General features: G+C 73.0%; 24 protein-coding genes. 10 read left to right on the top strand and 14 right to left on the bottom strand.

Annotated elements, in window-relative coordinates; translation table 11 throughout:
• Positions 1 to 10: 10 nt before the first annotated feature.
• Together ITX44_RS03085 and ITX44_RS03080 are read left to right on the top strand one after the other, a co-directional pair.
• Positions 11 to 2,059 (top strand): O-antigen ligase family protein, encoded by a 2,049-nt coding sequence (locus ITX44_RS03085; RefSeq protein WP_205355356.1) that lies wholly within the window; start codon positions 11 to 13, stop codon positions 2,057 to 2,059.
• Positions 2,059 to 3,048 (top strand): glycosyltransferase, encoded by a 990-nt coding sequence (locus ITX44_RS03080; protein ID WP_205355355.1) that lies wholly within the window; start codon positions 2,059 to 2,061, stop codon positions 3,046 to 3,048. The genes ITX44_RS03085 and ITX44_RS03080 overlap by 1 nt, the downstream gene beginning before the upstream one ends.
• On the opposite strand, the gene ITX44_RS03075 is transcribed toward ITX44_RS03080, so the two are convergent.
• The 10 genes from ITX44_RS03075 to ITX44_RS03030 form a co-directional block, all read right to left on the bottom strand.
• Positions 2,981 to 3,673 carry a class I SAM-dependent methyltransferase gene (locus tag ITX44_RS03075; RefSeq protein ID WP_205355354.1) on the bottom strand — a complete coding sequence of 231 codons (693 nt, stop codon included), beginning with the start codon at positions 3,671 to 3,673 and terminating at the stop codon, positions 2,981 to 2,983. The two genes, ITX44_RS03080 and ITX44_RS03075, sit on opposite strands and share 68 nt — an antisense overlap.
• 109 nt (positions 3,674 to 3,782) lie before the next feature.
• Complete coding sequence (locus ITX44_RS03070; RefSeq protein WP_307795060.1) at positions 3,783 to 4,607, bottom strand: glycosyltransferase family 2 protein; 825 nt, start codon at positions 4,605 to 4,607, stop codon at positions 3,783 to 3,785.
• Positions 4,604 to 5,764 carry a right-handed parallel beta-helix repeat-containing protein gene (locus tag ITX44_RS03065; protein ID WP_307795059.1) on the bottom strand — a complete coding sequence of 387 codons (1,161 nt, stop codon included), beginning with the start codon at positions 5,762 to 5,764 and terminating at the stop codon, positions 4,604 to 4,606. The genes ITX44_RS03070 and ITX44_RS03065 overlap by 4 nt, the downstream gene beginning before the upstream one ends.
• 167 nt (positions 5,765 to 5,931) lie before the next feature.
• Positions 5,932 to 7,527, bottom strand: coding sequence for an oligosaccharide flippase family protein (locus ITX44_RS03060; protein WP_307795058.1), 1,596 nt, complete (start codon positions 7,525 to 7,527; stop codon positions 5,932 to 5,934).
• A gap of 68 nt (positions 7,528 to 7,595) precedes the next feature.
• A complete protein-coding gene (locus tag ITX44_RS03055) occupies positions 7,596 to 8,474 on the bottom strand; it encodes a chain length determinant protein (protein WP_205355353.1) in 879 nt (292 codons plus the stop codon).
• 101 nt (positions 8,475 to 8,575) lie between these two features.
• Positions 8,576 to 9,688 carry a non-hydrolyzing UDP-N-acetylglucosamine 2-epimerase gene (wecB, locus tag ITX44_RS03050; protein ID WP_205355352.1) on the bottom strand — a complete coding sequence of 371 codons (1,113 nt, stop codon included), beginning with the start codon at positions 9,686 to 9,688 and terminating at the stop codon, positions 8,576 to 8,578.
• The gene (locus ITX44_RS03045; RefSeq protein WP_205355351.1) at positions 9,688 to 10,944 is read right to left on the bottom strand and encodes a nucleotide sugar dehydrogenase; all 1,257 of its coding nucleotides are present in this window, start codon (positions 10,942 to 10,944) and stop codon (positions 9,688 to 9,690) included. Before ITX44_RS03045 ends, wecB begins: the two co-directional genes overlap by 1 nt.
• A complete protein-coding gene (locus ITX44_RS03040) occupies positions 10,944 to 11,726 on the bottom strand; it encodes a WecB/TagA/CpsF family glycosyltransferase (RefSeq protein WP_205355350.1) in 783 nt (260 codons plus the stop codon). Before ITX44_RS03040 ends, ITX44_RS03045 begins: the two co-directional genes overlap by 1 nt.
• On the bottom strand, positions 11,723 to 13,120 hold the full coding sequence (locus ITX44_RS03035) for a hypothetical protein (RefSeq protein WP_236059745.1): 1,398 nt from the start codon (positions 13,118 to 13,120) through the stop codon (positions 11,723 to 11,725). Before ITX44_RS03035 ends, ITX44_RS03040 begins: the two co-directional genes overlap by 4 nt.
• A 628-nt stretch (positions 13,121 to 13,748) precedes the next feature.
• Positions 13,749 to 14,348, bottom strand: coding sequence for an acyltransferase (locus ITX44_RS03030; RefSeq protein ID WP_205355349.1), 600 nt, complete (start codon positions 14,346 to 14,348; stop codon positions 13,749 to 13,751).
• Between the two features lie 162 nt (positions 14,349 to 14,510).
• Here ITX44_RS03030 and rfbC point away from each other — a divergent pair, with 162 nt between their 5' ends.
• Positions 14,511 to 15,137, top strand: a complete 627-nt coding sequence (gene rfbC / locus ITX44_RS03025; RefSeq protein WP_236059994.1) for a dTDP-4-dehydrorhamnose 3,5-epimerase — start codon at positions 14,511 to 14,513, stop codon at positions 15,135 to 15,137.
• Here the strand turns inward: rfbC and rfbA are convergent.
• The gene (gene rfbA, locus ITX44_RS03020; RefSeq protein ID WP_205355348.1) at positions 15,083 to 16,033 is read right to left on the bottom strand and encodes a glucose-1-phosphate thymidylyltransferase RfbA; all 951 of its coding nucleotides are present in this window, start codon (positions 16,031 to 16,033) and stop codon (positions 15,083 to 15,085) included. The two genes, rfbC and rfbA, sit on opposite strands and share 55 nt — an antisense overlap.
• Positions 16,034 to 16,132: 99 nt before the next feature.
• On the opposite strand from rfbA, the gene rfbB reads away from it, so the two are divergent.
• From rfbB to ITX44_RS03000, 4 genes are all read left to right on the top strand, one after another.
• Complete coding sequence (gene rfbB / locus ITX44_RS03015) at positions 16,133 to 17,134, top strand: dTDP-glucose 4,6-dehydratase (protein WP_205355347.1); 1,002 nt, start codon at positions 16,133 to 16,135, stop codon at positions 17,132 to 17,134.
• On the top strand, positions 17,131 to 18,012 hold the full coding sequence (rfbD, locus tag ITX44_RS03010; protein ID WP_205355346.1) for a dTDP-4-dehydrorhamnose reductase: 882 nt from the start codon (positions 17,131 to 17,133) through the stop codon (positions 18,010 to 18,012). The genes rfbB and rfbD overlap by 4 nt, the downstream gene beginning before the upstream one ends.
• Before the next feature lie 344 nt (positions 18,013 to 18,356).
• The gene (locus ITX44_RS03005; protein ID WP_205355345.1) at positions 18,357 to 19,124 is read left to right on the top strand and encodes a G1 family glutamic endopeptidase; all 768 of its coding nucleotides are present in this window, start codon (positions 18,357 to 18,359) and stop codon (positions 19,122 to 19,124) included.
• Between the two features lie 266 nt (positions 19,125 to 19,390).
• Positions 19,391 to 19,888: a hypothetical protein gene (locus tag ITX44_RS03000; RefSeq protein ID WP_205355344.1), complete on the top strand. Its 498-nt coding sequence runs from the start codon at positions 19,391 to 19,393 to the stop codon at positions 19,886 to 19,888.
• Between the two features lie 59 nt (positions 19,889 to 19,947).
• Here ITX44_RS03000 and ITX44_RS02995 read toward each other — a convergent pair whose 3' ends face one another.
• Entirely contained in the window at positions 19,948 to 22,374 is a 2,427-nt protein-coding gene (locus ITX44_RS02995) for a ricin-type beta-trefoil lectin domain protein (protein WP_307795057.1), read from the bottom strand.
• A gap of 106 nt (positions 22,375 to 22,480) precedes the next feature.
• A complete protein-coding gene (locus tag ITX44_RS40705; RefSeq protein ID WP_236059743.1) occupies positions 22,481 to 22,756 on the bottom strand; it encodes a helix-turn-helix domain-containing protein in 276 nt (91 codons plus the stop codon).
• 99 nt (positions 22,757 to 22,855) lie between these two features.
• Between ITX44_RS40705 and ITX44_RS02985 the strand changes: the two genes are divergently transcribed.
• A complete protein-coding gene (locus tag ITX44_RS02985) occupies positions 22,856 to 23,014 on the top strand; it encodes an SDR family oxidoreductase (RefSeq protein ID WP_307795056.1) in 159 nt (52 codons plus the stop codon).
• Positions 23,015 to 23,143: 129 nt separating this feature from the next.
• Positions 23,144 to 24,616, top strand: a complete 1,473-nt coding sequence (locus ITX44_RS02980; protein WP_205355343.1) for an MFS transporter — start codon at positions 23,144 to 23,146, stop codon at positions 24,614 to 24,616.
• Between the two features lie 103 nt (positions 24,617 to 24,719).
• On the opposite strand, the gene ITX44_RS02975 is transcribed toward ITX44_RS02980, so the two are convergent.
• Positions 24,720 to 25,526, bottom strand: a complete 807-nt coding sequence (locus ITX44_RS02975; RefSeq protein WP_205355342.1) for a VOC family protein — start codon at positions 25,524 to 25,526, stop codon at positions 24,720 to 24,722.
• A 324-nt stretch (positions 25,527 to 25,850) separates the two neighbouring features.
• On the opposite strand from ITX44_RS02975, the gene ITX44_RS02970 reads away from it, so the two are divergent.
• Positions 25,851 to 26,948 (top strand): NAD(+)/NADH kinase, encoded by a 1,098-nt coding sequence (locus ITX44_RS02970; RefSeq protein ID WP_205355341.1) that lies wholly within the window; start codon positions 25,851 to 25,853, stop codon positions 26,946 to 26,948.
• The last annotated feature ends 29 nt before the right edge of the window (positions 26,949 to 26,977 follow it).

The raw sequence follows: 26,977 nt of genomic DNA, 5'->3' as shown, positions 1-26,977 counted from the left end.
AGGGAGCCGCGTGACTCTCGGCGAGATCCTGGCGGTGCTGCGGAGGCGCTGGTACCTGATGGTGCCGCTGACCCTGCTGGGCCTGCTGACCGGCGGCTACCTCTACACGGCGGTGCCGGTGGCGTACGAGTCGCAGAGCTCGGTGTCGCTGCTGGACTCCACCGCGGTCGCCAAGCTCGCCCCGACCTTCGGCAACCCGATCTCGAACGCCGGCGGTTCGCTGGTGGTGACCGCCGACGTGCTGATCCGCACGCTCCAGTCCAACGACTCCGCGCGGGGCCTGAGCGGTCTCGGCGTCACCGACCGGTACACCGTGGGCTTCGCCGCGAACGCGTCGGGGCCGCTGGTGTCGCTGTCGGTGACCGGCACCGACCGGGCGAAGGTGCTCAAGGAGACCACGACCCTCACGCAGTTCGCCGGCGACCAGTTGCGGGCCCTGCAGGCGGCGGCCAAGGTGCCGCCGCAGTACTACGTGAAAGCCGCCCCGATCGTGCTGCCGCAGACGCCGGTGTCGAAGATGAAGAGCCGGTACCAGTACGTGGCGGCGGTGGTCATCGTCGGCACGGCGGCCGGCTTCTTCCTGTCCTTCGGCATGGAGAGTTGGGCGCTGGCCCGGCGCCGCCGGCGGGGACTGGGACCGTACCCGGTGCGGGGCACCCGCCGGTCGCGGCGCGGGATCCTGCGCCGCCCGCTGGACTCCACCACCGTGCTGACCGGGTATCTGGCGCTGGCGTTCTTCATCCCGTCCAACCTGGACCTGCCCGCGCTCGGCGGGATCGGCACGCCGGCCAACGTCTTCGCCCTGCTCGGGCTGCTGTGGTACCTGGCGTCCTGGTTCACCGGCCGGATCGTGCCCGCGCCGGGCACCCGCGGGCCGCGGCTCGCGGTGTGCCTGCTGGCGGCCGCGGTGCTGATGGCGTACATCTCCGACGCCTCGCGCGGCAGCACGCACGAGGAGGTGCTGGCCGCGGACCGCGGGCTGATCGGGCTGCTGGTGTGGGTGTCGCTGGTGGTGCTCACCTCGGCCGGCATCCAGGACCGGGAGCGGCTGGACACCCTGATGCGGCGCATGGTGGTGATGGGCAGCGTGGTGGCGCTCATCGGCTACTACGACTTCTTCACCGCGACCAACATCGCCGACTCCATTCACATCCCGGGCCTCCAGTCGAGCGTCGCCGGGGTACGGACGCTGGACCGCGGGTCGTTCGTCCGGCCGCGCTCGACGACCGCGCAGTCGCTGGAGTTCGCCGGGATGCTGGCGCTCCTGGTGCCCTTCGCGGTGCAGCAGGCCTTCGACCCGGTCCGCCGGCACGCCGGCCCGGTGCGCCGCTGGGGCCCGGTGCTGCTGATGGGCGGCGCGCTGCCGCTGAGCGTGTCGCGCACCTCCATCATCGGCGCGGCGATCGTGATCCTGGTGATGCTGCCGCGGTGGAAGCCGCAGCGGCGATGGAGCGCCATCGGGGTGCTGCTGGTGTCGGTGGGCGCGTTCAAGGTGGTCATCCCCGGGCTGATCGGGACGATCACCAACCTCTTCTCGGAGTTCCTGTCCAACTCCGACAGCAGCACCAAGGCACGGACCGTGAAGTACTCGGCGATCATGCCGTACCTGCGCGAACACCCGCTGTTCGGGCGGGGGTTCGGCACCTTCACGCCCGACCTGTACTTCTTCACCGACAACCAGTACATGCTGACCCTGGCCGAGACGGGCCTGTTCGGGCTGGTCGCGCTGGCGACGCTGTTCCTCACCGGGATCCATCAGGGCGGGTCGATCCGCCGGCTGGCGCGTACCGAGGCCGACCGGGAGCTGGGGCAGGCGTTCTTCGCCTCGGCGATGGTCGTGCTCGTCATCGGCGCCACCTTCGACGCGCTGATGTTCCCGATGTTCGCCGGCATGTTCTTCGTGACGCTCGGCGCCGGCGGCAGTTACCTCGGATTCGTGCGGCGCGACGCCGCCCGCCCGGCCCCGGCCGGGGAGGCGGACGCCGGCCGAGCGCCCGACACCGGCCCTCCCGCACTGCCCGACGCGCAGGCCGACCGCCCCCAACTCGTGGAGTCCTGATGTCCATCCCGCACCCGCCCGCCGGGCCGGTCGCCGTGCTCGTCGTCACCTGGAACAGCGCCGCGGTGCTGCCGGCCTTCCTCGCCTCGCTGCCCGAGGGCATGGCCGGCACCGACTGGCGGCTGGTCGTCGCGGACAACGACTCCGCGGACGAGACGGTGGAGGTGCTGCGCGCGCTGGCCCCCGAGGCCACGGTCGTGCAGACCGGGCGCAACGCCGGTTACGCCGCCGGGGTCAACGCGGCCCTGGCCGCCACCGAGCAGTGGGAGGGCGGGATCGGCGCCGCGCTGGTGTGCAACCCGGACATCCGGATGCGCCCGGGTTGCGCGGCCACCCTGCTGGCGGCGCTCGGCGAACCGTTGCCGGACGGCACCCGGGTGGGCATCAGTGTGCCGCTGCTGTACGAGCAGGACGGCACGGTGGTCCGCTCGCTGCGCCGCGAGCCCAGCGTCAGCAGGGCGTTCGGCGAGGCGGTGCTGGGCAACCGGCGGGCCGGCCGGTTCCGGCACCTGAGCGAACTGGTCACCGACCCGGCCGCGTACACCGCCGCGACCCGCGCCGACTGGGCGACCGGCGCGCTGATGGCGCTGTCGGCCCAGTGCCTGCGGGCGTGCGGGCCGTGGGACGAGTCGTTCTTCCTGTACTCGGAGGAGACGGAGTACTGCCTGCGGGCGCGGGACGCGGGATTCGTCACCCGCCTGCAGCCGGCGGCGTCCGCGGTGCACCTGGGCGGCGACTCGCGGGTCTCGCCGTTCCTGTGGACGCTGCTGGTGCTCAACCGGGTACGGCTGCACCGCCGCCGCAAGGGCGCGGTCCGGGCGGCGGCGTTCTGGGCGGCGGTGCTGCTGCGGGAGAGCTCGCGGGCGGCGCTGGGCCGGGCGCCGAGCCGGGCGCCGAGCCGGGCGGCGGTGGCCGCGCTGCTCAGTCCCGCGAAGCTGCGGCAGGCCCCTGGCCCGGCACCACGCGCAGCGCTACCAACGACTTCGTGAGCCCGAGCACCCGCTCGGGCAGGATCACGGAGTCCGGGAAGAGGTAGCTCATCTCCACACGGGTGAGCAGTTCGATGCCGACCACCGCCTCCATGCCCTCGCGCGGGCTGCCCGGCCGGCTGTGCGTGAGCGGCCAGCGGCGCACCAGCCGGGCCCGGGCGGCCAGCGGCAGGAACTGGAAGCCGGGCGCCACGAAGTGCGGCTCGACCGGGAAGTAGCGGTAGGGCGTCTGGACCCAGTGCCGCGGCGCCAGGCCCGTCACCGCCTCGGCGAACCGGCGGCGCTGGCTGTGGCCGCCCACGTGCTCGATGGTGGAGTTGGAGAACACCAGGTCGTAGGAGCCGAGTCCGGCCGCCACCTTCGGGTCGGTGACGTCGCCGTTCTGCGCGGTGATCCAGTCGGGCAGGCCCTCGGGGTGCGGTTCGAGGTTGACCAGGTGGACGTGGGCCGGCCGCAGCGGTGCCCGCAGCCACATGTCGGCCGTGCCGCCGAGGTCCACCACCGTCATGTCCTCGATGCCGGGGAACCACCGGCGCATGACCTCCCAGCGGGACAGCCTGAGGCGTTCTCCGAGGGAGCCGGGGGCGTCGACGAAACGGTTGCGCAGCGCGCGGGAGACGGACATCGGGTGAACCACCTGGGGTGAGGGTGCCGGGCCGGCCGGCCGGGGACGCGGACAGTGCGGGGACAGGGGGTTACAGGCGGCGGCGGTCCGGGGCGCCGGACCGCCGGAGCTACCACTGGGTGAAGAAGCTGGTGGGGTTCACCAGGTACTGGACGGTGACGTGCGGAATGTGCTGGATGCGGCGGCCGCGGGAGTACCGGCGGACGAACTCCCAGTCCTCGCGGGGCAGCACCCCCTTGGCCCGGTAGAGCCAGCTGAACCGCAGCGACGGGGTGCGGCGGGCGACGAAGGCGTTGATGTCCACGAACGCCTGGTCGGCGTTGCGGCGCCGGTCCCATGGCACCGACAGCACGTCGTGCTCGGTGCCGTCGGGCAGCACCCTGCGCACCGCGGTGTAGACGGCGTCCGGGCCGCCGGGCGCCTCCAGGACCGCCATGGCGGTGGCCAGGTGGTCCGGCTCCCACACGTTGTCGTCGTCCAGGAACGCCACGTACCGCGACCGGCTCAGCCGCATCGCCACGTTGCGCACCACCCCGCAGTCCCCGGAGTTGCGTTCCATGCGCACCGCGATGAGCCGTGGGTCGTCGGGGAGTTCGGGCAGCGGCGTGCCCGAGCCGTCGTCGACGACCACCACGACCTGGTCCCGGTAGGTCTGGGCGAGCGCGGACCGCACCGCGACCAGCAGGTCGTCGGGGCGCCGGTAGGTGGGGATGGCCGTGAGCACGGTGGCCTCGGGCAGGTCCGGCAGGGTGGCGGCGATCCTCGCGACCTCCGCGTTGGCCAGCCTGCGCAGTCGTATCCCGGACGGCGCGAGCAGTACCTTGTTGCGCAGCTCGAACAGCACGATCCAGCCGAAGAGACGCTTGAGCACGGTCCAGGGCGCGCGGGCGAGGTTTCGCACCGGGCCCCTGGCCTGCTGCGGCAGCGCGGTCACAGGGCCTCCTTCGGCGGCTGGACCGGCCGTCCGTCGGACATCCGGTTGTCGCTCCAGACGTTGCCCTCGCCACCGCTGTTCCAGGCGGTGACGGGACCGTATCCGCCGGAGCCGGGGTGGTACTGGGTGGAGAAGACGTTCCCGGTGACCTTGATGCCGGTGGCGCCCTTGCCGCCGGCGTAGAGCGCGTACGCCCCGCCGGCCAGCCAGTTGTCCTGCACGGTGACGTTGAGGACCGCGCCGGTGTCGGCGAACAGGCCGATGCTGCCGGACGCGCCCTTCTCGACCGGGGTGGGGTTGAGCAGCGTGTTGTGCCGGACGACCAGGCCGCCGTTACCGCCGCCGTCGCTGATGACCGCGTTGGTGTGCTGCCACTCGCCGCCGAGGTTCTTGAACGGCGTGACGTCGTGCACGTAGTTGTCGTGCAGGTTGCCCTGGCCCATGGACAGGGCGTCGCCGAAGACCGACACGTCGCACCAGCCGACTTCGATCAGGCTCGTTCCCATGTTGGACACGGCGTAGTCCACGCCTCCGTTGTCGGGGCCCTTGCCGGGCACGGCGGTGATGGTGGTGTGCAGGATGCGCAGGCCGCTGAAGCCGGAACGCAGGTTGATGCCCCACCAGTTGTCCGAGGTGATCCTGCTGTCGATGATCGTCACGTTGTTCGCGTAGACGTCGAGCGAGCCGGTGATGTCCCACCGGCTGATCACGGTGCCGTCCTTGTCGATGGTCAGCGCGCCGGTGCGGTGCGGGGTGAGCGCCAGCCGCGGCCCGGTGCTGTCGGCGTCGGGGAAGCCGCAGGCGGAGTACGTGGCGCAACTGCCGGACCTGGTCGGTGTCCCGGTGGGCCTGTCGCTCGCGGCGCTGCTCGCGCTGTCCTTGACGCCGGCGCCGGCACTGTCGCCGGTCGCGGGGCGGGTCGTGGCCGGGGCGGGCGCGGCCTTGCCCATACCGGGGGCGCGGGCGCCGTCGGCGGCGGCCGGTGCCGTGGTGGTGGCGTCGGCCACGGGCGAGGCGGAGTCGACCGGGTCGGCCTGGCCGGGCGAGCAGGTGAGCGCCTGCACCGGGCAGGGGCTCACCGCGCGGGTGTCGCTCGTGCCGGAGTGGGCGGCCAGCACCACCGAGAGCAGGGCGGCCACCACGGCCGCGGCGGCCACGGCGATGCCCGCTCGGCGCAGCCGGCCCCGCCGGCTGTGGTGGTGCGGGGCCGGGCGGCTCCCGTCGTACGGTTCTAAGGCCGCGTCGCCGGAGCCGGCCGCGGGGTCGCCGGGGTCCCCCGAGGGACTGACGTGCGCTCTGCGTGGGAACTTCACCATGGTGGGGTCTACCTCGGGGTCGTGGTCGTGGGCGCGGTGCCGCGCAGGAAGTGCCGGCTCGGCAGGACGCACAGCACGTAGACCGCCAGGGCGGCCGAGCCGATGGTGACCAGCGCGGGCCGGCTCTCGCCGAGCCGGTCGCGCAAGGCCATGATCGTCACGGTCATCACCGCTCCGCCGAGGAACGGCCAGGCGCAGGCGCGGGCGATCCAGCCGGGGCCGATGCCCGCCCGCCGCAGCGCGTACACGAACACCGGTACGACCATGCCGCCGGCCACCAGGACATGGCCCTGGGAGACACCCACGATGCCGTGGGTGCGGGCGGCGAAAAGGAGCACGGGGAACAGGGCGCCCAGCCACAGGGCCTGAACGCCAATCAGCGAACTGCGCCGGCCGACCGCGACCAGGCAGTCGTAGGCCAGTTCGCAGCCGATCCGGATCAGGCCGAGCGCCATCAGCCAGGGCAGCGCCTTGGCGGCGGGCACCCACTGGCTGCCGTAGACCAGCCGCACGACGGGGGCGGCGAGTGCGGCGAGCAGCACGCACAGCGGGACGGTGCCGGTGACCAGGACGCCCAGGGCGCGGCTGAATCCTTGCGCGAGGGCGCGCGGGGTGTCGGCGAGCCGGGAGAAGCCGGCGAAGGAGACCCGGCGGGCCGCCTCGGAGATGATCCGTACCGGCCAGCCGGAGATGTTGAAGGCGAGGACGTAGAAGCCGAGCGACACCTTGCCGAGGGTGGCGCCGACCACCAGGGTGTCGACGTTGACCACGCCGAGGGCGAGCATGCTGGCGCCGGCCAGCGGCAGGCCGAATCGGAGCAGGGCCCTGGCCTGGTCGGGGTTCCAGCCGAACCGCAGGGTGCCGGGCGCGGCGAGGCAGAAACCGATCAGGGCGGCCACGTTGCCGGCGACCGAGCCCCACGCGAAGCTCATCGCGCCCCGGCCGGCGAAGGCCAGCAGCAGGGTGACGCCGGTGCTGATCACGAAGTTGGCGGCGTCGATGACCATCCGGCGGCCCTGGGCGAACTCCCGGGTGAGGAAGCCCGCGGGCACCTGGGAGATGCCGTCGAGCACCACGCACAGGCACATCACGCGCAGCACCGCGGTCGCGTCGGGCGAGCCGAGGGCGTGCGCCACGGCCGGGGCGACGGCGAACAGCGCGACGTACAGCGCCGTGCTGGACAGGACGCTCAGGGACAGGACGGTCGGCGCGAACCGGCGGGCGTCGCCCTCCCAGCGGATGATGGCGAGGCTGACGCCGAGTTCGTTGGCGGACAGCAGCACCAGCAGCACGGTCTGCGCCAGGCCGTAGACGCCCCAGGCCGCCGGGCCCAGGGCGAAGCGGGCCAGGACGATGCCGGTGGCGAAGTTGCCGAGCCGCATGACGACGGTGTTGACCAGGCTCCAGCGGGCGGCGGAGCGGACCTTGCGGCCCAGCCCCTCCGGGGCCGGTGTCCCGGGCGGCGGGCCGGCCGGGACACCGGGCGGGTCCTCGTCGTCCCGGACCGCCCAGGACGGGACCCGGCGCACCGGGTGGACCGGGCCGGCCGCGGCGTCCGGGCCGTCCTCGCCCGCGGTGCTCCCGGTGGGGCGCGCCCTGTGCACGATTCGACTCCTCGCCGCGCGGCTCGTGGTGGCGGTGGTCAGGACGGTCCGGCAGGGTCCGACGGAGGTCAGACGAACCGGTGGGCCTGCGGCCCGGTCGCCTCGGTGCCGGCGGCGCCGTCGCCGGACGGCTGCTCCGCGGCGCCGGGCGCCGACCACCGGGGGGCGGAGCGGGCACCCGCGCCGGACGGGTCCGGCTCCCCGCCCGCGTCGGCCGCCGCGCCGTCCGGGTCCCCGCCCGGCCCGGACGGCTGGGACGGTACGGTCGCCGCCGCCTCGCCCGGAACAGCGCCCGGGCCGCCCGCCGCGTGCGCGGCCTTGCGGTCCGGTCCGCTCCCCCGGCCGGCCGGGGTGCGGCGCCGGGCCTCCACGTAGAAGGTCGCGACCAGGGTGATCACGATGCCCATCACCGCGGCCAGCACCAGGTATTCGGTGCGGGTCTTGGTCTTCGCGACGGGCGTCTGCGGCGGCACGATGGTCGTCATCCGGATCATCGCCCGGGACGCGACGCCCTGCTGGATCTGGAACTGCTCCAGCCGCTTGGCGGCGTACGCGGTCATCAGCCGGTCGCTGTGCAGCACGGCGGCCTTGTCGCTGCCGCTCGCGGTGAGCCACACCAGCGGGCCCAGGGCGTTGTCCGCGATCTTGGCGACGACGGTGGTCGTCGCGCCCTGGGCCCGAAGGTCCGCCAGCGAGTCGTCCGAGTTGAGGTTGCGGGCCAGGCTGTCGGCCATGCCGGTCAGCGAGGTCTGCGTGCTCAGGAACGGATTGCCGTCGAAGGCGACCGTGGCCTTCTGCGAGTTGAGCAGGAGCACCGTGCTCTGCGACTGGTAGGTGATCGGCAGCCGCAGGTACGCCCCGGCGAGCAGGGCCGCGGTGAGCAGCAGCCCCGGCAGCACCACGTACCAGCGCCTGCGCATGACCCGGAAGATCTCGGCGAGATCCACGTATGTCCCCCCTCACGGCCCCATCGTGCGTGATCGAGCATATGGTGCGTCATGACCCGAGGAGGCCGGTTTCGGCCCCGCGGTCGCCGGCCGGACCGCTCTCATCCGGCCGGCGCGTCCGTCGGTCTGCGACGGGTGCGCGCGGTGCCGCCCGCCAGCAGCAGGTCGGCGATCCGCTCGCCGGCCCGGCCGTCCCACAGCTCGGGTCGGCGGGGGGCCGGCGGACGGTGGAGGACGGCCTCGGCGACGGCCACCACCCGCTCCGGATCGCGGCCGGCCAGGACGTTGGTGCCCTCTTCGACGGTGACCGGCCGCTCGGTGTTGTCCCGCAGCGTCACGCACGGCACGCCGAGCGCGGTGGTCTCCTCCTGGACACCGCCGGAGTCGGTGAGCACGATCCGGGCCCGGTCCTGAAGGGCGATGAAGTCCAGGTATCCGGCGGGCGGGACCAGCCGCACTCCCCCGGGCACCCCGAGGTCGGCCAGCTTCCCGGCGGCCCTGGGGTGCACCGGCAGCACCAGCGGCAGCCGGGCGGCGATCTCGCCGAGTGCCTTGAGCAGGCCGCCGAGCACGTGCGGGTCGTCCACGTTGGCCGGCCGGTGCAGGGTGACCAGGCCGTACTCACCGGGCGTCAGGCCGTACCGGGTCAGCACGTCCGAGCCGCGGGCCCGGTCCAGGTTGGCCAGCAGCGTGTCGATCATGACGTTGCCGACCAGGTGGACCTGGTCCGGCCGGTAGCCCTCGGCGCGCAGGTTGGCCACCGCGTCCGGCGAGGGGGCCAGCAGGTAGTCGCTGACCCGGTCGGTGGCCACCCGGTTGACCTCCTCGGGCATGGACCAGTCGCGGCTGCGCAGCCCCGCCTCGACATGGGCCAGCAGCGGGCCGGCCTTGGCGGTGACCAGGGCGCAGGCCAGCGTCGAGTTGACGTCGCCGACGACGACCACCGCGTCGGGGGCGATCTCGGCCAGCAGGGGCTCGAAGGCGGTCATCACCCTGCCGGTCTGCTCGGCGTGGCTGCCGGAGCCGACCCCGAGGAACCGGTCGGGCGGGCGCAGGCCCAGGTCGCGGAAGAAGACGCCGTTCATCGCCTCGTCGTAGTGCTGGCCGGTGTGCACCAGCACCACGTGTGCGCCGCGGGCCTCCAGGGCGTCCATGACCGGCTTGATCTTCATGTAGTTGGGGCGGGCACCGGCCACGCACACGATCGTGGTCATCACAGCACCTCGACGGTCGGGCCGGACAGCCGGCGGCGGCAGTCCAGGACGAAGGGCGCGTGCTGCATGACCAGGTCGTAGTCGAAGGCGTCGTGGTCGGTCAGCAGCACCACCACGTCGGCCGCGGCCAGTTCCTTGCGGGTCAGCTCGACCCGGACCAGCCGGGGGTCGACCGCGGCGGTCTCCACCACGTGCGGGTCGGCGGCCCGCACCTTGGCGCCCATGTCCAGCAGCAGTTGGGACACGCGCAGGCTCGGCGACTCGCGGGCGTCGCCGGTGTTCTTCTTGTACGCCAGGCCCAGCAGCAGCACCTTGGAGCCGTTGACGGCGCGGCGGCGCCGGTTGAACGCGTCGGTCACGCGGCGGGTGACGTACTCCGGCATGTGGCCGTTGATGTCGTTGGCCAGTTCCACGAACCGGAAGCTCTGGCCGAGTTCGCGCTCCACCCGCCAGGACAGGTAGGAGGGGTCGATGGGCAGGCAGTGGCCGCCGACCCCGGGGCCGGGGGTGAACTTCATGAAGCCGAAGGGCTTGCTGGAGGCGGCGTCGATGGCCTGCCACACGTCGATGTCCAGGTGCCGGGCGAACATCGCGATCTCGTTCACCAGGGCGATGTTGACGTGCCGGAAGGTGTTCTCCAGCAGCTTGGCCAGTTCGGCCTCCTTCGGCGAGGCGACCGGCACCGTGGTGTCGACCAGGCCGCCGTAGAAGTCCTGCACCGCCTTCAGCGAGGCCGCGTCGATGCCGGAGACGATCTTGGGGGTCTGCTGGAAGCCCCAGACGGGGTTGCCCGGGTCGATCCGCTCCGGGCTGTAGCCGAGGTGGAAGTCCGGGCCCGCGGTCAGGCCGGAGCCGTCCTCCAGCAGCCGCGCGAACAGTTCCTGGGTGGTGCCGGGGTAGGTGGTCGACTCCAGCACCACGGTGGCACCCGGCCGCAGGTAGCGGGCGAGCGTACGGGCGGACTCCTCGATGTAGCGCAGGTCGGGGACGCCGTCGCGCAGCGGGGTGGGCACGGTGACCACGGCGACGTCGAAGCCGCCGCAGTCACGGGCCGCGTCGCTGGGCCGGTAGGTGCCCTTGTCCATGGCGGCCACGATGCGGTCGGCCGCCACGTCCTCGACGTAGGAGACGCCGGCGGCCAGGCTCTTGACCCGGGTGGCGTCCACGTCGTACCCGATGACCTCGTGTCCGACCTCCGCGGCGCGGATCGCCAGCGGCAGTCCGACGTACCCCTGTCCAACCACGACGACGCGCATCAGTGACTCCTGTTCGCGGGGCCGGCGCCGAGGCCGGGCGCAGGTGTGGGACGGACCAGCTCGCGGACGGTCATCAGGACGAAGGCCGCGTTGGTGGTGACGTAGCGCCGGGCCAGCCGGCGGGGTTCCTGGAGCAGGCGGTAGAGCCATTCCAGGCCGAGCCGCTGCCAGGAGCGGGGGGCCCGGCGGGTGACACCGGCCAGGACGTCGAAGGAGCCGCCGACGCCGTGGACGACCTGCACGCCGGTCTGTTTGCCGTAACTGGCGGTGAAGATCTCCTTCTTCGGCGAGGTCATGCCGAGGAAGAGCATGGCGGCGCCGCTGTCGCGCACGGCGTCGGCCACGGCGGGCTGTTCGGCGTCGGTGAAGTAGCCGTTGCGGTGGCCGGCGACGGTCAGCCGCGGGAAGCGGCGGCGGACCTCGTCGAGCATGCGGGCCAGGACCTCCTCGCGTGCGCCGAGGAAGTAGACCGGTATGCCCTCGGGTTCGGCGGCGGCCAGCAGTCGCAGGAACAGGTCGATGCCGGCGACGCGTTCGGGCAGCGGGCGGCGCAGCAGCCGGCTGGCCCACACCACCGACTGCCCGTCGGCCAGCACCAGGTCGCAGCCGCCGACGGCCTCGGCGAGCCTGGGGTCGCGCCGCATGCCGACCAGCTTCGCGGCGTTGACCACTCCTATTTCCAGCCGTTCGCCGGCCCGGACCGTGGCCAGGCAGCGCTCCACGGTCCGGTCCATCGTCAGCGGGTCGATCCGGACCCCGAACAGGGTGCGGGCGGCGGTCATGCGCGGCCTCCCGAAGCGGTGTCGTCGGACGGGGCGTCGGACGGGGCGTCGGATGCGCGAACTCCGTTGGCGGTGCTGGCCGTTGCGGTGCTGTCCGTGGCCGGACTCTGTACGGCGAGGTCCCCGGTGGCGGGACGGCCGGCGGCAGGGCCGGTGCGGTCGCCGCCGAGCCAGGCGAAGAGCATCCAGCCGAACTCGTACGGGCGGCACTCGCGGTCGACCGCGCCCGGCCGGTACACCCGGTCCAGGGCGGTGAGCCGCGCCCGGGGGACGCCGCGGGTGACCAGGCTCCGGGCGGCGCGGACCGCCTTGCGGGGGTCGCCGCGGTACACCTTGCGCCAGGTGACGCCGAGGTCGTCGTGGATCATCGGGTCGGCGGCGGCCAGTTCGGGCGGGCCGGCCATCCAGCGCAGGCCGCGCCGCACCGGCCCGGAGAAGTCGGTGCCGCCGGCGTCGGCCAGGTCGAACAGGGCGGTGGGCGCCATGGCGTGCTGGTGGACGCTGTAGACCGGGTAGCCCTCGACGAGGCCGCCGGAGCGGGCGTCGTAGTGCCACCACCACTGGCCGCCCTCGCCCTGGAGGTCGCAGATCCGGGCCGCGCAGGCGTCGGCCGCGGCCAGCGCCTCGGGGTCGGAGCCGGAGGCGTGCAGCCGGGCCAGCGCCTGGAGCGGGTAGGTCTGGTCCGCGAAGCAGCCGATGTGCGCCCGGTACCAGGGCACCAGGCCCGGTCCGGTGGCGTGCGGGAAGAGCGGGCTGCCGGCGACGAGGGCGCGCAGCAGCCGGTCGCGGGCGGCGGCCAGCGGCGCCTCGACGTCGGCGCTGTCCCGGGCGGCGACCAGGGCGGACAGCACCCAGGCCGCGGCCACCGTGTGGCGGGGCCCGGGCGCGGCGTCGAGCACCGCGAGCCGGTCGAGGGCGTCGGACAGCTTGGGGTGCGCCGTCTCGGCGGCGGCCCAGGCGATCAGGGCCGCGTCGCCGAGGTCGCTCACCGCGGGCAGCCGCTGGATCAGCAGCCCGGTGAACTCCTGGGCGGTGTGCCCGCCGAGGACCGCCCGCTGGCGTTCCTCGGGCAGGAAGCGGGTGCCCAGCGCGGTGATCGCCGCGTACCGGTCACTGGTGCCGCGGCGCTCCAGCGTCCAGGACCGGGCGCCGCCCTCGGCAGGGTGCCCCGCGGCGGAGGCTCCCGCGGTGGGGCGGGCGGCCAGGGTGAAGACGACGGTGTCGCCCTCGGTCCCGGGCTCACCGGGCGCGCCGCCGGGCCCGGTGCGCCGCGGATCGCCGCCGGGTACGTACATCGCCGGCAGCCCCGCCTCCGCCAGCGTCAGCAGACGCCTGGCGAGGGTGTGCAGCGCCGGGTCGTCGCGGCCGAGGGCCGCCAGTCGTTCCGTGGTCATCGGGCCCTCGCTTCATTCATGGGCATGCCGGACCGGGCCACGCGGAGCTCAGGCCGCATGCTCCGGATACGCTCGCCGTCGCGCCTGTGCCGGGCGCGGAAATCCGGTCCTTCGGTGCACAACGGGCACGCCTGAACCGTATGGATGTGGCACACCAGACCCCCCTGGTCGCTCGCAGACCGGCCACGCGGTTGTCCCTCGCAACCGCGGGCTTCCCCCTGGTTTCCCCGAACCTTGCGTTCCCCGTGACGTGGTGCGTTCGCCCGTGCGCTCCCCCGCGCGCGGTGCGTTCCCCATGCCTTGCGCGTGCTGCTGTGCGCGTACTGCCGTGCCCGTGCCGTGCGTTCCCCGTGGGCCGTGCCATGACCTGTGCGTGACCTGTGCGGCCGTGCTCGGCCGTCGGGCGGCACGGCGGTTCGCGCCGTCAGCCCTCGGCCGTTGTCGTCCTCGTGTCGCCCTCGCCGCTTCCGGCGCGGCTCCCGCAAGGGCGCGGTTGATCACCGCGCCCGGCGTACGTACACCGTAGGTACGAGCGACGTGGGAACACGATATGCCTACGGATGTGCGGTGATTGACGTTTTGGGGAAACTTGCCGCCACCTGTTCATCACACGTTCCCCACACAATGATCACAGGAGCTCCACGAGCGTCCCGTCCTTCTCCCGGTGCAGCGCACCGGTCTCGGGGCACTCCCACAGCCCCGGGTCGTCGGCACGCTCCACCAGCCGGACCCCGGCCCGGCCGACCCAGCCGATCCGGCGGGCCGGCACCCCGGCCACGAGGGCGAAGTCCGGCACGTCCCGGGTGACCACCGCGCCGGCCGCGACCAGCGCCCAGCGGCCGACGCGTACCGGGGCGACGCACACCGAGCGGGCGCCCAGCGAGGCGCCCTCGCCGACGCGTACCGCCACCGGCTCCCAGTCCCCGCCGCGCTTGAGCACGCCGTCGGGGGTCACCGCGCGCGGGAAGTAGTCGTTGGTGAGCACCGCGGCCGGGCCCACGAACACCCCGTCGGCCAGCTCGGCCGGCTCGTAGACCAGCGCGTGGTTCTGCAGCTTCACGCGGTCGCCGATGCGCACCCCGGGACCGACGTACGCGCCGCGGCCGACGATGCAGCCGCTGCCCAGCCGGGCCCCCTCCCGGATCTGCGCCAGCTCCCAGACGGTGGTGCCCTCGCCGACCTCGGCGGCGTCGTCCACCTGAGCGGTGGGCTTGATGGTGACCGTCACGTTCCCCCCAGCTTCCCCGCCGCGGTCCCGGTCCGGACGCGGCCACGGATCGTGTCCCGGATCGCCCGGGCCGGGGGCGAGCATAAGCCGCGGGACGCCACAATGAGGACCCACCGACCACAACCGAGCCAGAACCTGGCCACGACCAAGGACGTGATCGCGATGAAGCCGCTCGGCATCGAGGGCTCCTGGCTGCACGAACCGCAGATCTTCACCGACGCCCGAGGGGGCTTCCACGAGTGGTTCCGCGCCGACGCGCTGACCGAGGCCACGGGCCGGCCCCTGCGGCTGGCGCAGGCGAACTGCTCGGTGTCGGTACGCGGAACCCTGCGCGGCGTCCACTTCGCCGACGTGCCGCCGGGCCAGGCGAAGTACGTCACCTGCGTACGCGGCGCCGTACTCGACGTGGTGGTGGACATACGCGTGGGCTCGCCCACCTTCGGGCAGTGGGAGGCGGTACGACTGGACGACGAGGCCCGCGCGGCGCTGTTCCTCGCCGAGGGCCTCGGGCACGCCTTCATGGCGCTCACCGACGACGCCACGGTGATGTACCTGTGCTCCGAGGGCTACGCGCCGCATCGCGAGCACGGCATCCACCCGCTGGACCCGGCGCTGGGCATCGACTGGCCGCGCGACGCCGAGCCGCTGCTGTCCGAGAAGGACGCGCAGGCGCCCACGCTGGAGCAGGCCGCGGCGCTCGGGCTGCTGCCGGACTACCAGGAGTGCCGGGCGTACTACGCGCGGCTCGGCGAGTCCGGGGCGGTCGGGTCCGACGAGGCGCCCCAGTAACCGCTGCGGTGCCCGAAGCCGGTGTCCTCCCGGCGATGGGTGAGGAGTTCGGCCAGGTAGTCGCCGTAACCGCTCTTGCGCAGCGGCTCGGCCAGCTCCAGCAGCCGCCGGTCGTCGATGAACCCGGCCAGCCACGCCGCCTCCTCCACGCAGCCGATCTTGAAGCCCTGGCGTTCCTCGACCACCCGGACGTACTCCGAGGCCTGGACCAGGGACTGGAAGGTGCCGGTGTCCAGCCAGACGGTGCCGCGGTCGAGCACCGAGACGGTGAGCCGGCCGCGCTCCAGATAGGCCTGATTGACGTGGGTGATCTCCAGCTCGCCACGCGCGCTGGGGGTCAGCCCGCGGGCCACGGAGACCACGTCGCTGTCGTAGAAGTACAGGCCCGGCACGGCGTAACGGGACCGCGGCCGGGCCGGTTTCTCCTCGATGGACAGCACCCGGCCGTCGGCGGCGAACTCCACCACGCCGTAGTCGGCTGGGTTGGCGACGGCGTGCGCGAAGACCACCCCGCCGTCGGGCTTGCCGTAGCCGCGCAGCTGCCGGCCCAGGCCCGCGCCGTGGAAGATGTTGTCGCCGAGGATCAGGGCGACCGGCTCGTCGCCGATGAAGTCCGCGCCGATCACGAACGCCTCGGCGATCCCGGCCGGCCGCTCCTGCACCGCGAAGGTGAAGTCCAGGCCGAACTGGGAGCCGTCGCCGAGCAGCCGCTCGAACTGCGGCCGGTCGCCCGGGGTGGTGATGATCAGGATGTCCCGTATGCCCGCCATGACCAGGGTGGTCAGCGGGTAGTAGACCATCGGCTTGTCGAAGACGGGCATGAGCTGTTTCGACACGGCTCTGGTGATCGGCCACAGCCGAGACCCCGTGCCGCCGGCGAGCACTATCCCACGCATGGCGGTGATGATAGCGATCGACCCGGTTTCGCATCGTTGTTCGCGTTCTTTGGTGAAGTTCCCCTCACGCGCCGGTTCGTCGCCTACAGTGGCGGAGCCATGCGGATACTCGTCACCGGCGGGGCCGGTTTCATCGGATCGCAGTTCGTGCGGGCGGCGCTGCTGGGGGAACTCCCCTCGGGCGGCTCCCCCGGCAGCGCCACCCGGATCACCGTGCTGGACAGCCTCGCCTACGCGGGCAACGAGGCGAATCTGGCGCCGGTGGCCGGACACCCGGGGCTGACGTTCGTGCGCGGCGACATCCGCGACCCGGCCGTGGTCGACGCGGTGACCGCCGGGCAGGACGCGGTGGTGCACTTCGCGGCGCAGTCCCACGTGGACCGCTCGATCGCCGACGCCGCGCCCTTCGTGTCCACCAACGTGCTGGGCACGCAGGTGCTGCTCGACGCGGCGCTGCGGCATCGCACCGGCCGGTTCGTGCACGTCTCCACCGACGAGGTGTACGGCTCGATCGCCGAGGGCTCCTGGACCGAGGACACGCCGCTCGCGCCCACCTCCCCGTACTCCGCCTCGAAGGCGGGCTCGGACCTGCTGGCGCTTTCGTACCACCGCACCCACGGCCTGGACGTGGTCGTGACCCGGTGCTCGAACAACTACGGCCGGTACCACTTCCCGGAGAAGATGATCCCGCTGTTCGTGACCAATCTGCTCGACGGCGGCACGGTGCCGCTGTACGGCGACGGCGGCAACGTCCGGGACTGGCTGCACGTGTCCGACCACTGCCGGGGCATCGACCTGGTGCTGCACGGCGGGCGGCCGGGCGAGGTCTACCACATCGGCGGCGGCACCGAACTGACCAACCGGGACCTGACGGAGCGGCTGCTCGCGGCTTGCGGGGCCGGCTGGGACCAGGTGCGGCACGTGCCCGACCGCAAGGGCCACGATCTGCGCTACTCGCTGGACACGGCCAAGATCCGGCGGGAGCTGGGGTACGAGCCGCTGACCGGATTCGATGCGGGGCTGGCCGACACCGTGGCCTGGTACCGGGACAACCGGGACTGGTGGGAGCCGCTGAAGGCCCGCGCGGAGTTGCCCGTATGACCCGCTGGCTGGTCACCGGCGCGGGCGGGATGCTCGGCCGGGAGCTGACCGGGGTGCTGCGCGCGCTGCCCGGGGCGGAGGTGAGCGCGGCGGACCGGGCCGTACTCGACGTGACCGACCCGGACACGGTGACGGCGGCGGTCGCCGGGCACGACGTGGTGGTCAACGCGGCCGGCTGGACGGACGTGGACGGCGCCGAGGCCGAGGAGGAGCGGGCCACGGCGGTCAACGGCGGCGGCCCCCGCTCACTGGCCCGGGCCTGCGCCCGGCACGGCACTCGGCTGCTGCACGTGTCCACCGACTACGTCTTCACCGGCGACGCGACCGAGCCGTATCCCGAGAACACCGCGCCCGCGCCGCTGAACGCCTACGGGCGCGGCAAGCTGGCCGGCGAGCGGGCGGTGCTCGGCCTGCTGCCGGACACCGGGTTCGTGGTGCGCACCGCGTGGCTGTACGGCGCCCACGGCCGCAACTTCGTGACCACGATGCTGGACCTGGCGGGCCGGCGCGAGCACCTGGACGTGGTGGACGACCAGGTGGGCCAGCCCACGTGGGCCCGCTCGCTGGCGGTACGGCTGGCCGAGCTGGGTACGGCGGCGGTCGCCGGCCGGGCCCCGGCCGGGATCTACCACGGCACCTCGGCCGGCCAGGTCACCTGGTACGGCCTGGCGCGCGCGGTCTTCGCGCTGTCCGGGCTGGACCCCGAGCGGATCCGCCCCACCACCTCCGACCGCTTCCCGCGCCCGGCCCGCCGTCCCGCCTACAGCGTCCTGGCGCACACCCGCTGGGCGGCCGCGGGCCTGGCGCCGATGGCCGACTGGCACGACGACCTGGCGGCCGCCCTCCCCCACCTGACGGTGGATCCGGTCCGGGGCTGAGGCCCTCCGGAGTCCTGCGCGGTCCGGGCGGCCCTGCCCTTCTGCGGCCGCTCCCGGCCCGCTCCGGCCGTCTCGGGCCATCTCGGGCCATCTGCGGCCTCCCGCCGAAGCACTCACCGTTCGTACGGCCGGCCTTCGGCTCCCGCGCTCGCGGCATTCGGCCGTAATCCGCACAAGCCGGGCCGCCACAAGCGGACTTGACGCTACCTTTGCCGTTCGTTTGTCATGCGCAGTGCCGCCGCGGCCGCGATTGTCCGCACACTGACAAGCACCACTGGCGCCCCGTCCGCCCCACCAGGACGCGCCGGTCTCGCCCGCATCGTGATTCCGCGAGAAGGAGCAGCATGTCGGCAACGATTCGCTTCACCGCCGTGTCCGCCGTCGCAGCGGCGGCGCTGTCCGCACTGGCGACCGCACCCGCCACCGCCGCCCCGGCCGCCGCCGCCCTGCGGCTGACCCCGATGGCCGCCCACCACGTGGTGACCGGCCACGGCGGCGGTCTCATCACGCACAGCACCAGCGGCAACTGGGCCGGTTACGCGGCCACCGGCCGGACCTTCACCAGCGTGTCGGCCAGTTGGGTGCAGCCGGCCGTCTCCTGCGGCAGCGCCACCACTTACTCCTCGTTCTGGGTCGGCATCGACGGCGACGGCAGCAACTCGGTGGAGCAGACCGGCACCGAGGCGGACTGCTCGGGCGGCCGCGCTTACTACTCGTCGTGGTACGAGATGTACCCGGCGTACCCCGTGAACTACAGCAACACCGTCAGCCCCGGCGACCACTTCACGGCCACCGTCTCGGTGAGCGGTTCGACCTTCACGCTGACCCTCAGCGACACCACCAAGGGCTGGACCAAGACCACCACGAAGAGCTCCAGCAGCGCGTCCAAGGCGTCCGCCGAGGTCATCGCGGAGGCCCCGTCCAGCTCCACCGGCGTGCTGCCGCTGTCCAACTTCGGCACCGCCTCCTTCACCGGCTCGACGGCCAACGGCCAGTCGATCGGCAACTTCAGCCCGGACCAGATCAACATGGCCTCCGGCAGCACCACCAAGGCCACCACCTCCGCCCTGTCCGGCGGCCAGAACTTCTCGGTGACCTTCAAGCACAGCTGAGCCCCACCCGCCCCGGGCCCGCCCCCTCCCGACGGCCCCCGCAGCACCCCACGGGCCCGGACCTCCCCGGTCCGGGCCCGTCCGGGTCCGGGTCCGACCCGGGTCTCTGCGCGCTCCCCCTCGCCCCCGAACGGACCGCCGTACGCGGCCGATTCGTTGCGGTTCCCGATCGGCTGCGCGGGGCTACGATGCTGGCGCTCTCGCACCCTTCGCTCCACGTCCGCCGGGGTCGCCGACGGCTCCGGCCCGTCCGTTCGGAGGCAGACATGCGCAGCATCAGAGCAGGCAGATGGGCCACGGTCGCCGCGGTGGCCCTGTCCGCCACGGCGCTCGGCGTCACCGGCGCGACCGCGGCGGTGGACCCCGCGCCCATCGCGCCGCACCAGACGTTCCTCGGCGAGGTCAACGGCACGCCGGTCAACGCGGTCATTCAGGTCGGCTGCTTCGGCCCGGTGGTCCCGGGTCAGACCGGTCACCCGGTGGCCGGCCAGAGCGTGGACGTGACCCCCGCGGTCAGCGTCCCGGTGACCGGCCAGCCCGGGTACACCGGCGAGGCGGCCGACCACATCCTGGTCGACTTCGGCGCCCCGGCCTCGTCCAGCGCGGCCACCGTCCTGAAGGCGTACGGGGTCAAGGCCGAGATCCCCACCGGCATCCAACTGCCCTGCTACGGCACCGGCAAGGTCGCTTTCGTCCCGCAGCCGACCAGTCCCACCGCGCGGACCGCCTACGTGACGGTGACGTACCAAAGCATCGGCGTGTGATCCACCGGGACGCGTGATCCAGGGGTGCCCGCGGCCGGCCGCGGGCACCCCCTCACGGATCAGGGCAGGTTCACCACCCACTGCTGGTTGGACCCGCCGTTGCAGGTCCAGATCTCCAACTGCGTGCCGTTGGCGGTGTTCACGCCCGGGTCGTCCAGGCACTTGCCGGAGGCCGGGTTGACCAGCGCGCCCTGCTGCGACTGCCACTGCTGGTTGCCGCCGCCGTTGCAGGTCCACAGCTCCACGAGGGCGCCGTCGTCGGTGGAGGCATTGGTGACGTCGAGGCACTTGCCGCCCAGGCGGATCGTGCCGTCGGTGCCGACCGTCCAGTTCTGCGCACCGGTGCCGTTGCAGTCCCACATCTGCACCGCGGTGCCGTCCGCGGTGGCGCCGGTGTTGTCGTCCAGGCACTTCGCGGTGTCGACCAGCGCGGTGACCGGCCCGGTGGCCGAGGGCTGCGAACCGACCGGGGTGACGGTGAGGTTGTCGAACTGGTCGGTGCGGTAGCCGGACGTGCCCAGCCCCACCAGACCGGTGCCGTACGTGCCGTCGGTGGCGCTGCCGACCGTGGTGCCGTCGATCGCGGCGGTCAGGGTGTGCCCGTTCAGCGTCAGGGCCAGGTGGTGCCAGGTGCCGGTGCCGAGCGCGGCCGTGCTGCCGGAGGCCAGGGTGGTCAGTGCGTGCGCGGTGTTGTTGCGCACGATGGACCAGGCGCCGGTGTCGCTGACCTGGAGGTAGTAGGAGTTGATGCCGGCCGGCCCGAAGCTGTGCTGGGAGCCGGCCCGCCCGATCAGCCGTACCGCGCCGGACTGCGGGAGCAGCGCGTCGGCGGCCACCGTGTAGTTGGTCCAGTTGAGGCTGCCGCCGATGGTGTACGGGTCGGAGTCGCCGTCCCACTCGATGGGCCGTACGGGGGCCTGCTGGGTCAGGCACAGCCCGGAACGGCCGCCGGCGCAGTTGGTCGCCTCGAAGGCGCCCTGCATCTGGGAGAGGTAGCGCGGCTGCTGGCCGGGCGTGGTGGTGTCGAAGGTGTCGGAGTACGGCAGGCCGAGCCGGTGCTCCGCGGGCGACACCGCGGTGCCCTTGCCCTGCCCGGTGGTGGTGCTGAACGTGTACACGTATCCGGGCTGCACGGTCAGCGACACCGAACCGCCGGCCGGGGTCAGGTCCGTCTGGTGGACGAAAGAGGCCGCCGGGTCTGTGGAGTTCAGGTTCGTGGCCCAGACGTGGACGGTGCCGGTTGACAGCCCGCCGGTGACGTGCAGGGTGACGTTCTGGGCCGCAGTGGCCGTGGTGGTCTCGACCACGGTGGACCAGTCGGCGCCGCTCGGCGAACGCAGTGTGATGAAGCTGCCGTTGGACTCGGCGCCGCCGAGGTAGCCGGAGCCGGCGTCGACGAACTTCCAGCCGGGCGCGGTGAACTGGGTGACCTGCGCGGTGGCCCAGGTGCTGTGGCCGACCTGGTAGGCGCCGGAGGAGGGCTCGTCGGCGCGGACCAAGCCGTCGCTGGCGTAGGGCAGGTTGGGGTAGATCGCCGCCACGACGGGCCAGTTGATGTATGCGGTGAAGTGCGCGTCGATGTAGCCGCGGGTGATGGAGCGGATCAGCGCCTGGGCGCCGGAGCCCAGGTCCTGGGAGCCGTTCTCGCTGGCCCACAGCGGCTTGCCGGTGCCGGTGGCGGTGGCGTTGCCCGGGCAGGTGTCGGCGCTGCCGCCGTCGCCGCCCTCGCACGGGTAGTGCACGCCGATGATGCCGACGGCCGCGGCGAAGGAGGGGTTGGATGCCACGTCGCCGGCCACCGACCAGTCGCTGTCGGCGCCGACGACGCGGATCGCGCCGTAGCCGGCGGAGTCGAGGGCGGAGCGCAACTGCTCGTACCAGGAGACGTTGTAGCCGCGCTCGTTCCAGCCGCCGAGGTAGTCGATGGTCAGCCCGTGGCTCTTGGCGCAGCTCAGCCAGGACAGCAGGTAGTTCACGGTGTCGGTGGACCAGAAGTTGCCGCCGCCGAGCCAGCCGGGGGCGCCCCAGGCCAGCCCGTACAGCTTGATCCCGGGGTTGCGGGCCTTGGCCTGCTCCATCAGCCACCACTCGTAGCCGGACGAGCAGTCGACGGTGCCGGCGGCGTGCATGTGGCTGGATTCGGAGCCGTCGGTGGAGTTGGTGTCACCGCCGATCTCGACCTTGAGGATCTGCAGGTCGGCGCCGTAGCCGGGGGTGAACAGGTAGTCCAGGATCTGCTGGCGCTGGGCCGCGGGGTAGTCGGTGAGCAGGCGGGTGTTGCCGCCCCCGCCGCTGATGGCGCCGATGCCGTCGAAGGTACGGCCGGCGCTGGTGCCGTCCACGGCGACGGTGGTGCCGGTCGCCGCCCTGGCGGCGGGGGCGCCGAAGCCCAGTGCCATCGCGGCCAGCAGCGCCAGCAGGCCGAGTACGGCCCTCAGCATCCGCGACGGCGACCGTAATGTCGTGACCTTGACAAATCCGAGCACGGAGCGACTCCTCGGGTGGGGGGCGGATTGTTGAAGGACTCACCACAAGCGCGCACAACCGCACACATTCGCGCTGCGGACATGACACTGCGCCCCACCCGAACCGTCAAGAGGAAACGCTCGGGTCCGGAAGGGCGGAAGGCGCCGCCATGCCTTCGCGGCCGGTCACTTGGCCGGATCGGGTCACACCCCCGCCGGCCCCGGGAACGCCCGGAGCCGGTCGGTCCGCACGGTTCGACGCCTCGCGAAAATGTTTGGGCGAGGAACCGGTCACGCGGCGGAACGCGGTGCTGAACGCACTCTCGGATTTATAGCCGGTCGCGAATGCGAGTTCGGAAATTGATCGCGTTCCCCGACTCAGGGCATCGCGGGCAAGGCTCATGCGCCACTGGATCAAGTACTCCAGCGGCGCGGTTCCGACCTGCTTCCGGGCGGGGTCGAAACTCCCGGGCTCGCCGACATCCTCGGTGGCGGAGAGGCGTTGGCCGCGCTCAAGGACAGGGTCGCCGCGACCGTGGCGAAGGGCCGTACAGGCCGTCCCGAGGAAGTCGCCGCAGCCGTGGCGTTCCTCGCCTCCGAACAGAGCGGCTACATCGTCGGCGCCAACATTTACGTCGACGGGGGACTGAACCGGATCTGACGGCCTTCCGGGCCCGGGCCAGAGCACCGATCGGGTGACATCAGCGGCTGCGTTCGGCCGGAGCGCGGGGTTGTCGTCACACGATGGTGACCGCACGCCCCATTCCCGGCCGAGAGGAAGAAGCGACCGATGCGACAAGGTCCGCTGGCCGGCCGTTATCCCGCGGTCGCCGCGATGGTCGTTTTCGCCCTTGTGCCGTACCTGGCCCTCTCGGCCGCACTGGGGCCCATCACACCCATCATCGCCAGGGACGTGGACCTGGGCCCCCAGGCGATGAACGTGACCCTGGGCATGGCCAACGCCGGCTACGCGGTGGGGACGGTGCTGGCGGTGCAGTTCGCCCAGCGGCTGCCGCAGCGGCGGATGCTGCTCGTCTACGGCACCTTGCTGCTGGTCGGCTCGGTGCTCACCGCCTCGGCGGTCAACCCCGGAATGTTCATCGTCGGGCACGTCCTGCAGGGCCTGTGCACCAGCCTGTTGCTCATCGCTGCCGTGCCGCCGCTGATCATCGGATATCCGGCCAGCAGACTGCGCTCGACCGTCGTGATCCTGAACGTGTGCATCTTCGGCGCCGTCGCACTGGGTCCGGTGGTCGGCGGCATCCAGGCCAACGCCCACGGCTGGCGGCCGCTGTTCTGGGTCGTCACCGGAATCGCGGCGGCGGCCCTCGTGCTGTCCGCTCTGACCTTCCAGGAGACGCCGCCGGTCGATCCGGGCTCGCCCATCGACTACCCCGCGCTCGGGCTTGCCACCGTCGGGTGCGTGGCCGCGTTCTTCGGCGCCTCGGAACTGCTCACCCACCCCTTCGTGAGCGCCTATACGATCGGGCCGCTGCTCGGCGGGCTTGGGCTGATCGTCGTGCTGTTCATCCACGAGTACACGGCCAAGCGTCCGCTTCTGTGCGTGGGGAGCCTGGTCAGCACGCTCCCGGTCGCCGGTGTCGTCGCCGCCATCTGCGCCGCCGCCGCCTCGGTGTCGGCGATCTCACTGACCCTGGACCTGCTCGCGCGCCACACGACGCCGCTGCGCCTGGGCCTGACCTATCTTCCCGAGTTCGGCGGCGCGGTGATCACCGCGGCCGCCTTCAGCGTCATCTTCCGCACCCGTTGGCTGCACTACTACGTCCTCGTGGGCCTGCTTCTGCTGAGCGCGGGCATCGTGATCATGAACGGCGCCACCCCGCCCACGCTTCCCCTGGCCGGCGTGGGCTCGGGGCTGGTCGGCATCGGCGTGGGTGCCTCCGTCGTGCCCGCGCTGTTCATCGCCGGCTTCTCCCTGCGCTCCAACAACGTGCAGCGCGTGTTCGCGATCGTCGAATTGCTCCGGGCGGTCGCGGCGTTCATGGTCGCCCCGATCCTGCTGCACGTCGCCGCCTCCGTGGGGAACGGCATCGACTCGGGCACCAGGACGGCCCTGTGGGTGTGCCTCGCCCTTTCCCTCGCGGGCGCGCTGATCGGCGTCGGTCTGTACGCGGCCGGCCGTGTCCGCCCGCCGGCGCCGTCGGTGCAGGGATGGATGAGCGGCCAGGAGCCGGGCTGGTTCTCCCCGGTGCTCTTCTCCCGGTTCCGGCCGGGCGTGGAACAGGACGAATCCTGTCTGTAGGGGTCGTCAGGCACACCAGCAGGTCACGGCGGCCGTCGACGCCGGTCGATGCCAAGGTTGACGCACGGCCCGAAGGAACCGGCGGCCGCCCGTACCTGAGCCGTCAGTGCCCGAGCACCGTGAAGCGTGCGCCGTCCGGGTCGCGCAGGTCCGCGTACGTGCCCTCGCGGGTGATGCCCCGGGACACCACGCTGCCGCCGAGGGCGAGTGCGGTCTCGGCGCATGCCTCCACGTCCTTCACCCGGAACTGCACGCTCCAGTGCGGGCGCAGATCCGGGTCGGGGGCCGCGCCGATCGCGCCCGAGCTGAGCCGGGCGACCACACCGCCGTGACTGCGCACCACGACCTCGTCGTATTCGTACGCCACCGTGACGCCCTCGGGACCGTCCTTGTCCCACTCCAGCACGCCACCGTAGAAGATCGCGGACTCGAAGGCGTCCCGGGTGCGCAGCCGCACCACCACCGGGCCCTCGTCGCGCCAGGTCTCCCAGCCGCCGGGCATCCGCCCGTCCCACACGCCGAACACCGCGCCGTCCCGGTCGGCGGCCAGCACCGCGCGCCCCGAGACCGCGAACGCCATCGGGCCGAGTGCCACCGTGGCCGACCGCTCGCTGATCCGGGCGGCCGCCTCGTCGGCCTGGTCGACCGCGAAGTACGGGGTCCAGGCCACGGCGACCTGCAGGTCGGTGGCGATCGCGCCGATCCCCGCCACCGGCCGGCCGCCGCTGAGCGCGATCGCGAACCTCTCGCCGAGCGAGGTCGCCCGGAACTGCCAGCCGAGCACCGCGCCGTAGAACTTCTCCGGCGCCTCCAGGTTCCGCGCGGCCAGATTGACCCAGCAGGGTGCACCCCGGGCCGGTTCGCTCCGGCCGTCCCGCGCGGTGATCGCCTGCTGTGCCTCGGTCATCATCGGTCCTGTTCCGTTCCGTCATGCATTGTCGCAATTTCGCGCGCCGTCGTCACGCCGTCGTGCGCCGTCGCGCGCCGGCATGTGTCGCCGTGTGCCGCAGTGGTTTCGTCGCGGTTCGTTCCCCGTGACGCCCGGGCGGCTCCCCGGCCGCCCGCACTACGTGCCTGTCGTGTTCCCTGCTTCCAGTCGATCATGCCCTCTGACCGGCCGCTACCGCGGGGTGGCGCGCCCCGCGCGGCACCCCGCCGGATCACGTCCGCCGATCGCGTGCGCCGGTCACGTGCGCGGGCGCGCGTCACGGCCCGGGCGCGTAGGGTGGTGCACATGCCGCTCACCCGACTGGGACTTGTCGTGCACGAAGGCCGTGCGGCGGCCGTGGAGGGCGCACGTACGGTACGGGAGTGGTGCGCCCGCAACTCGATCGGCTGCACGCCGATCGACGTGTGGGAGCAGCAGGAACCGCGGCGAAGCGGCCAGGCCGAGATGGCCGCCGCGGGCCCGCTGGACCTGATCGTCACGCTCGGCGGCGACGGCACCTTCCTGCGCGGCGCGCGGATCGCGGCCAAGAAGGACATCCAGGTGCTCGGCGTGGACGTGGGCCGGGTCGGCTTCCTGACCGAGATCTGCGTCCCGGACGTGGAGCGGGCCCTCGACGCGGTGCACGCGGGCCGTGCGGCCTGCGAGGAGCGGATGACGCTGACCATGCGCGCCTCGCGCACGCCGGAACTGCCGGCCGACATGGAGGCGCTGCTGCGCTACGGGCGCGGGCCCGCGCTGCCGCCGCCGCAGGTCAGGCCGGAGACCACCGAGGGCGACGGGTGGGGCGTGGCGCTGGACGTGACCGCGCTCAACGACATCGTGGTGGAGAAACTGGCCCGCGACCGCCAGGTCGCCCTCGGCGTGTACATCGCCGGGCGGCTGCTGGCCTCGTACTCCGCCGACGGGGTGGTGGTGGCCACCCCGACCGGCTCGACCGCGTACAGCTTCGCGGCCGGCGGGCCGGTGCTCTCGCCGCGGATGCGGGCGCTGGTGTTCACCCCGGTCGCGCCGCACATGACCTTCAACCGCTCGGTGGTGACCGGTGCGGACGAGCCGGTCGCGCTGCGCATCCTGCCGCACTCCGGGCGGGCCGCGATCAGTGTGGACGGGCAACTCCGCGGGGTGCTGGACCCCGGCGACTGGATCGGCGTGTTCGCCGCGCCGCGCCCGCTGCGGCTGGTCCGGCTCCAACGACCCGACTTCTACGGCCGGCTGCGCGAGCGGATGCGCTTGACCGACGCGCCGGCCGCCGCCGCGGACACCTCGGCACCGTTCTTCCGGCCCACCTCGCCGGTGCCGGCGGACCTGGCCCACCTGTACCTGCCGCCGCCGCCCGAAACGGCCGATTCACCCGCCGGCCCGGCCGGTCCCGGCGCCGGCTGACAGAATTCCGCCCGGCGGAGGCGCCCGAC

Source organism: Actinacidiphila acididurans, assembly GCF_016918855.1.
GTDB lineage: Bacteria > Actinomycetota > Actinomycetes > Streptomycetales > Streptomycetaceae > Actinacidiphila > Actinacidiphila acididurans.
This window is presented reverse-complemented; position numbering and strand designations above follow the sequence as displayed.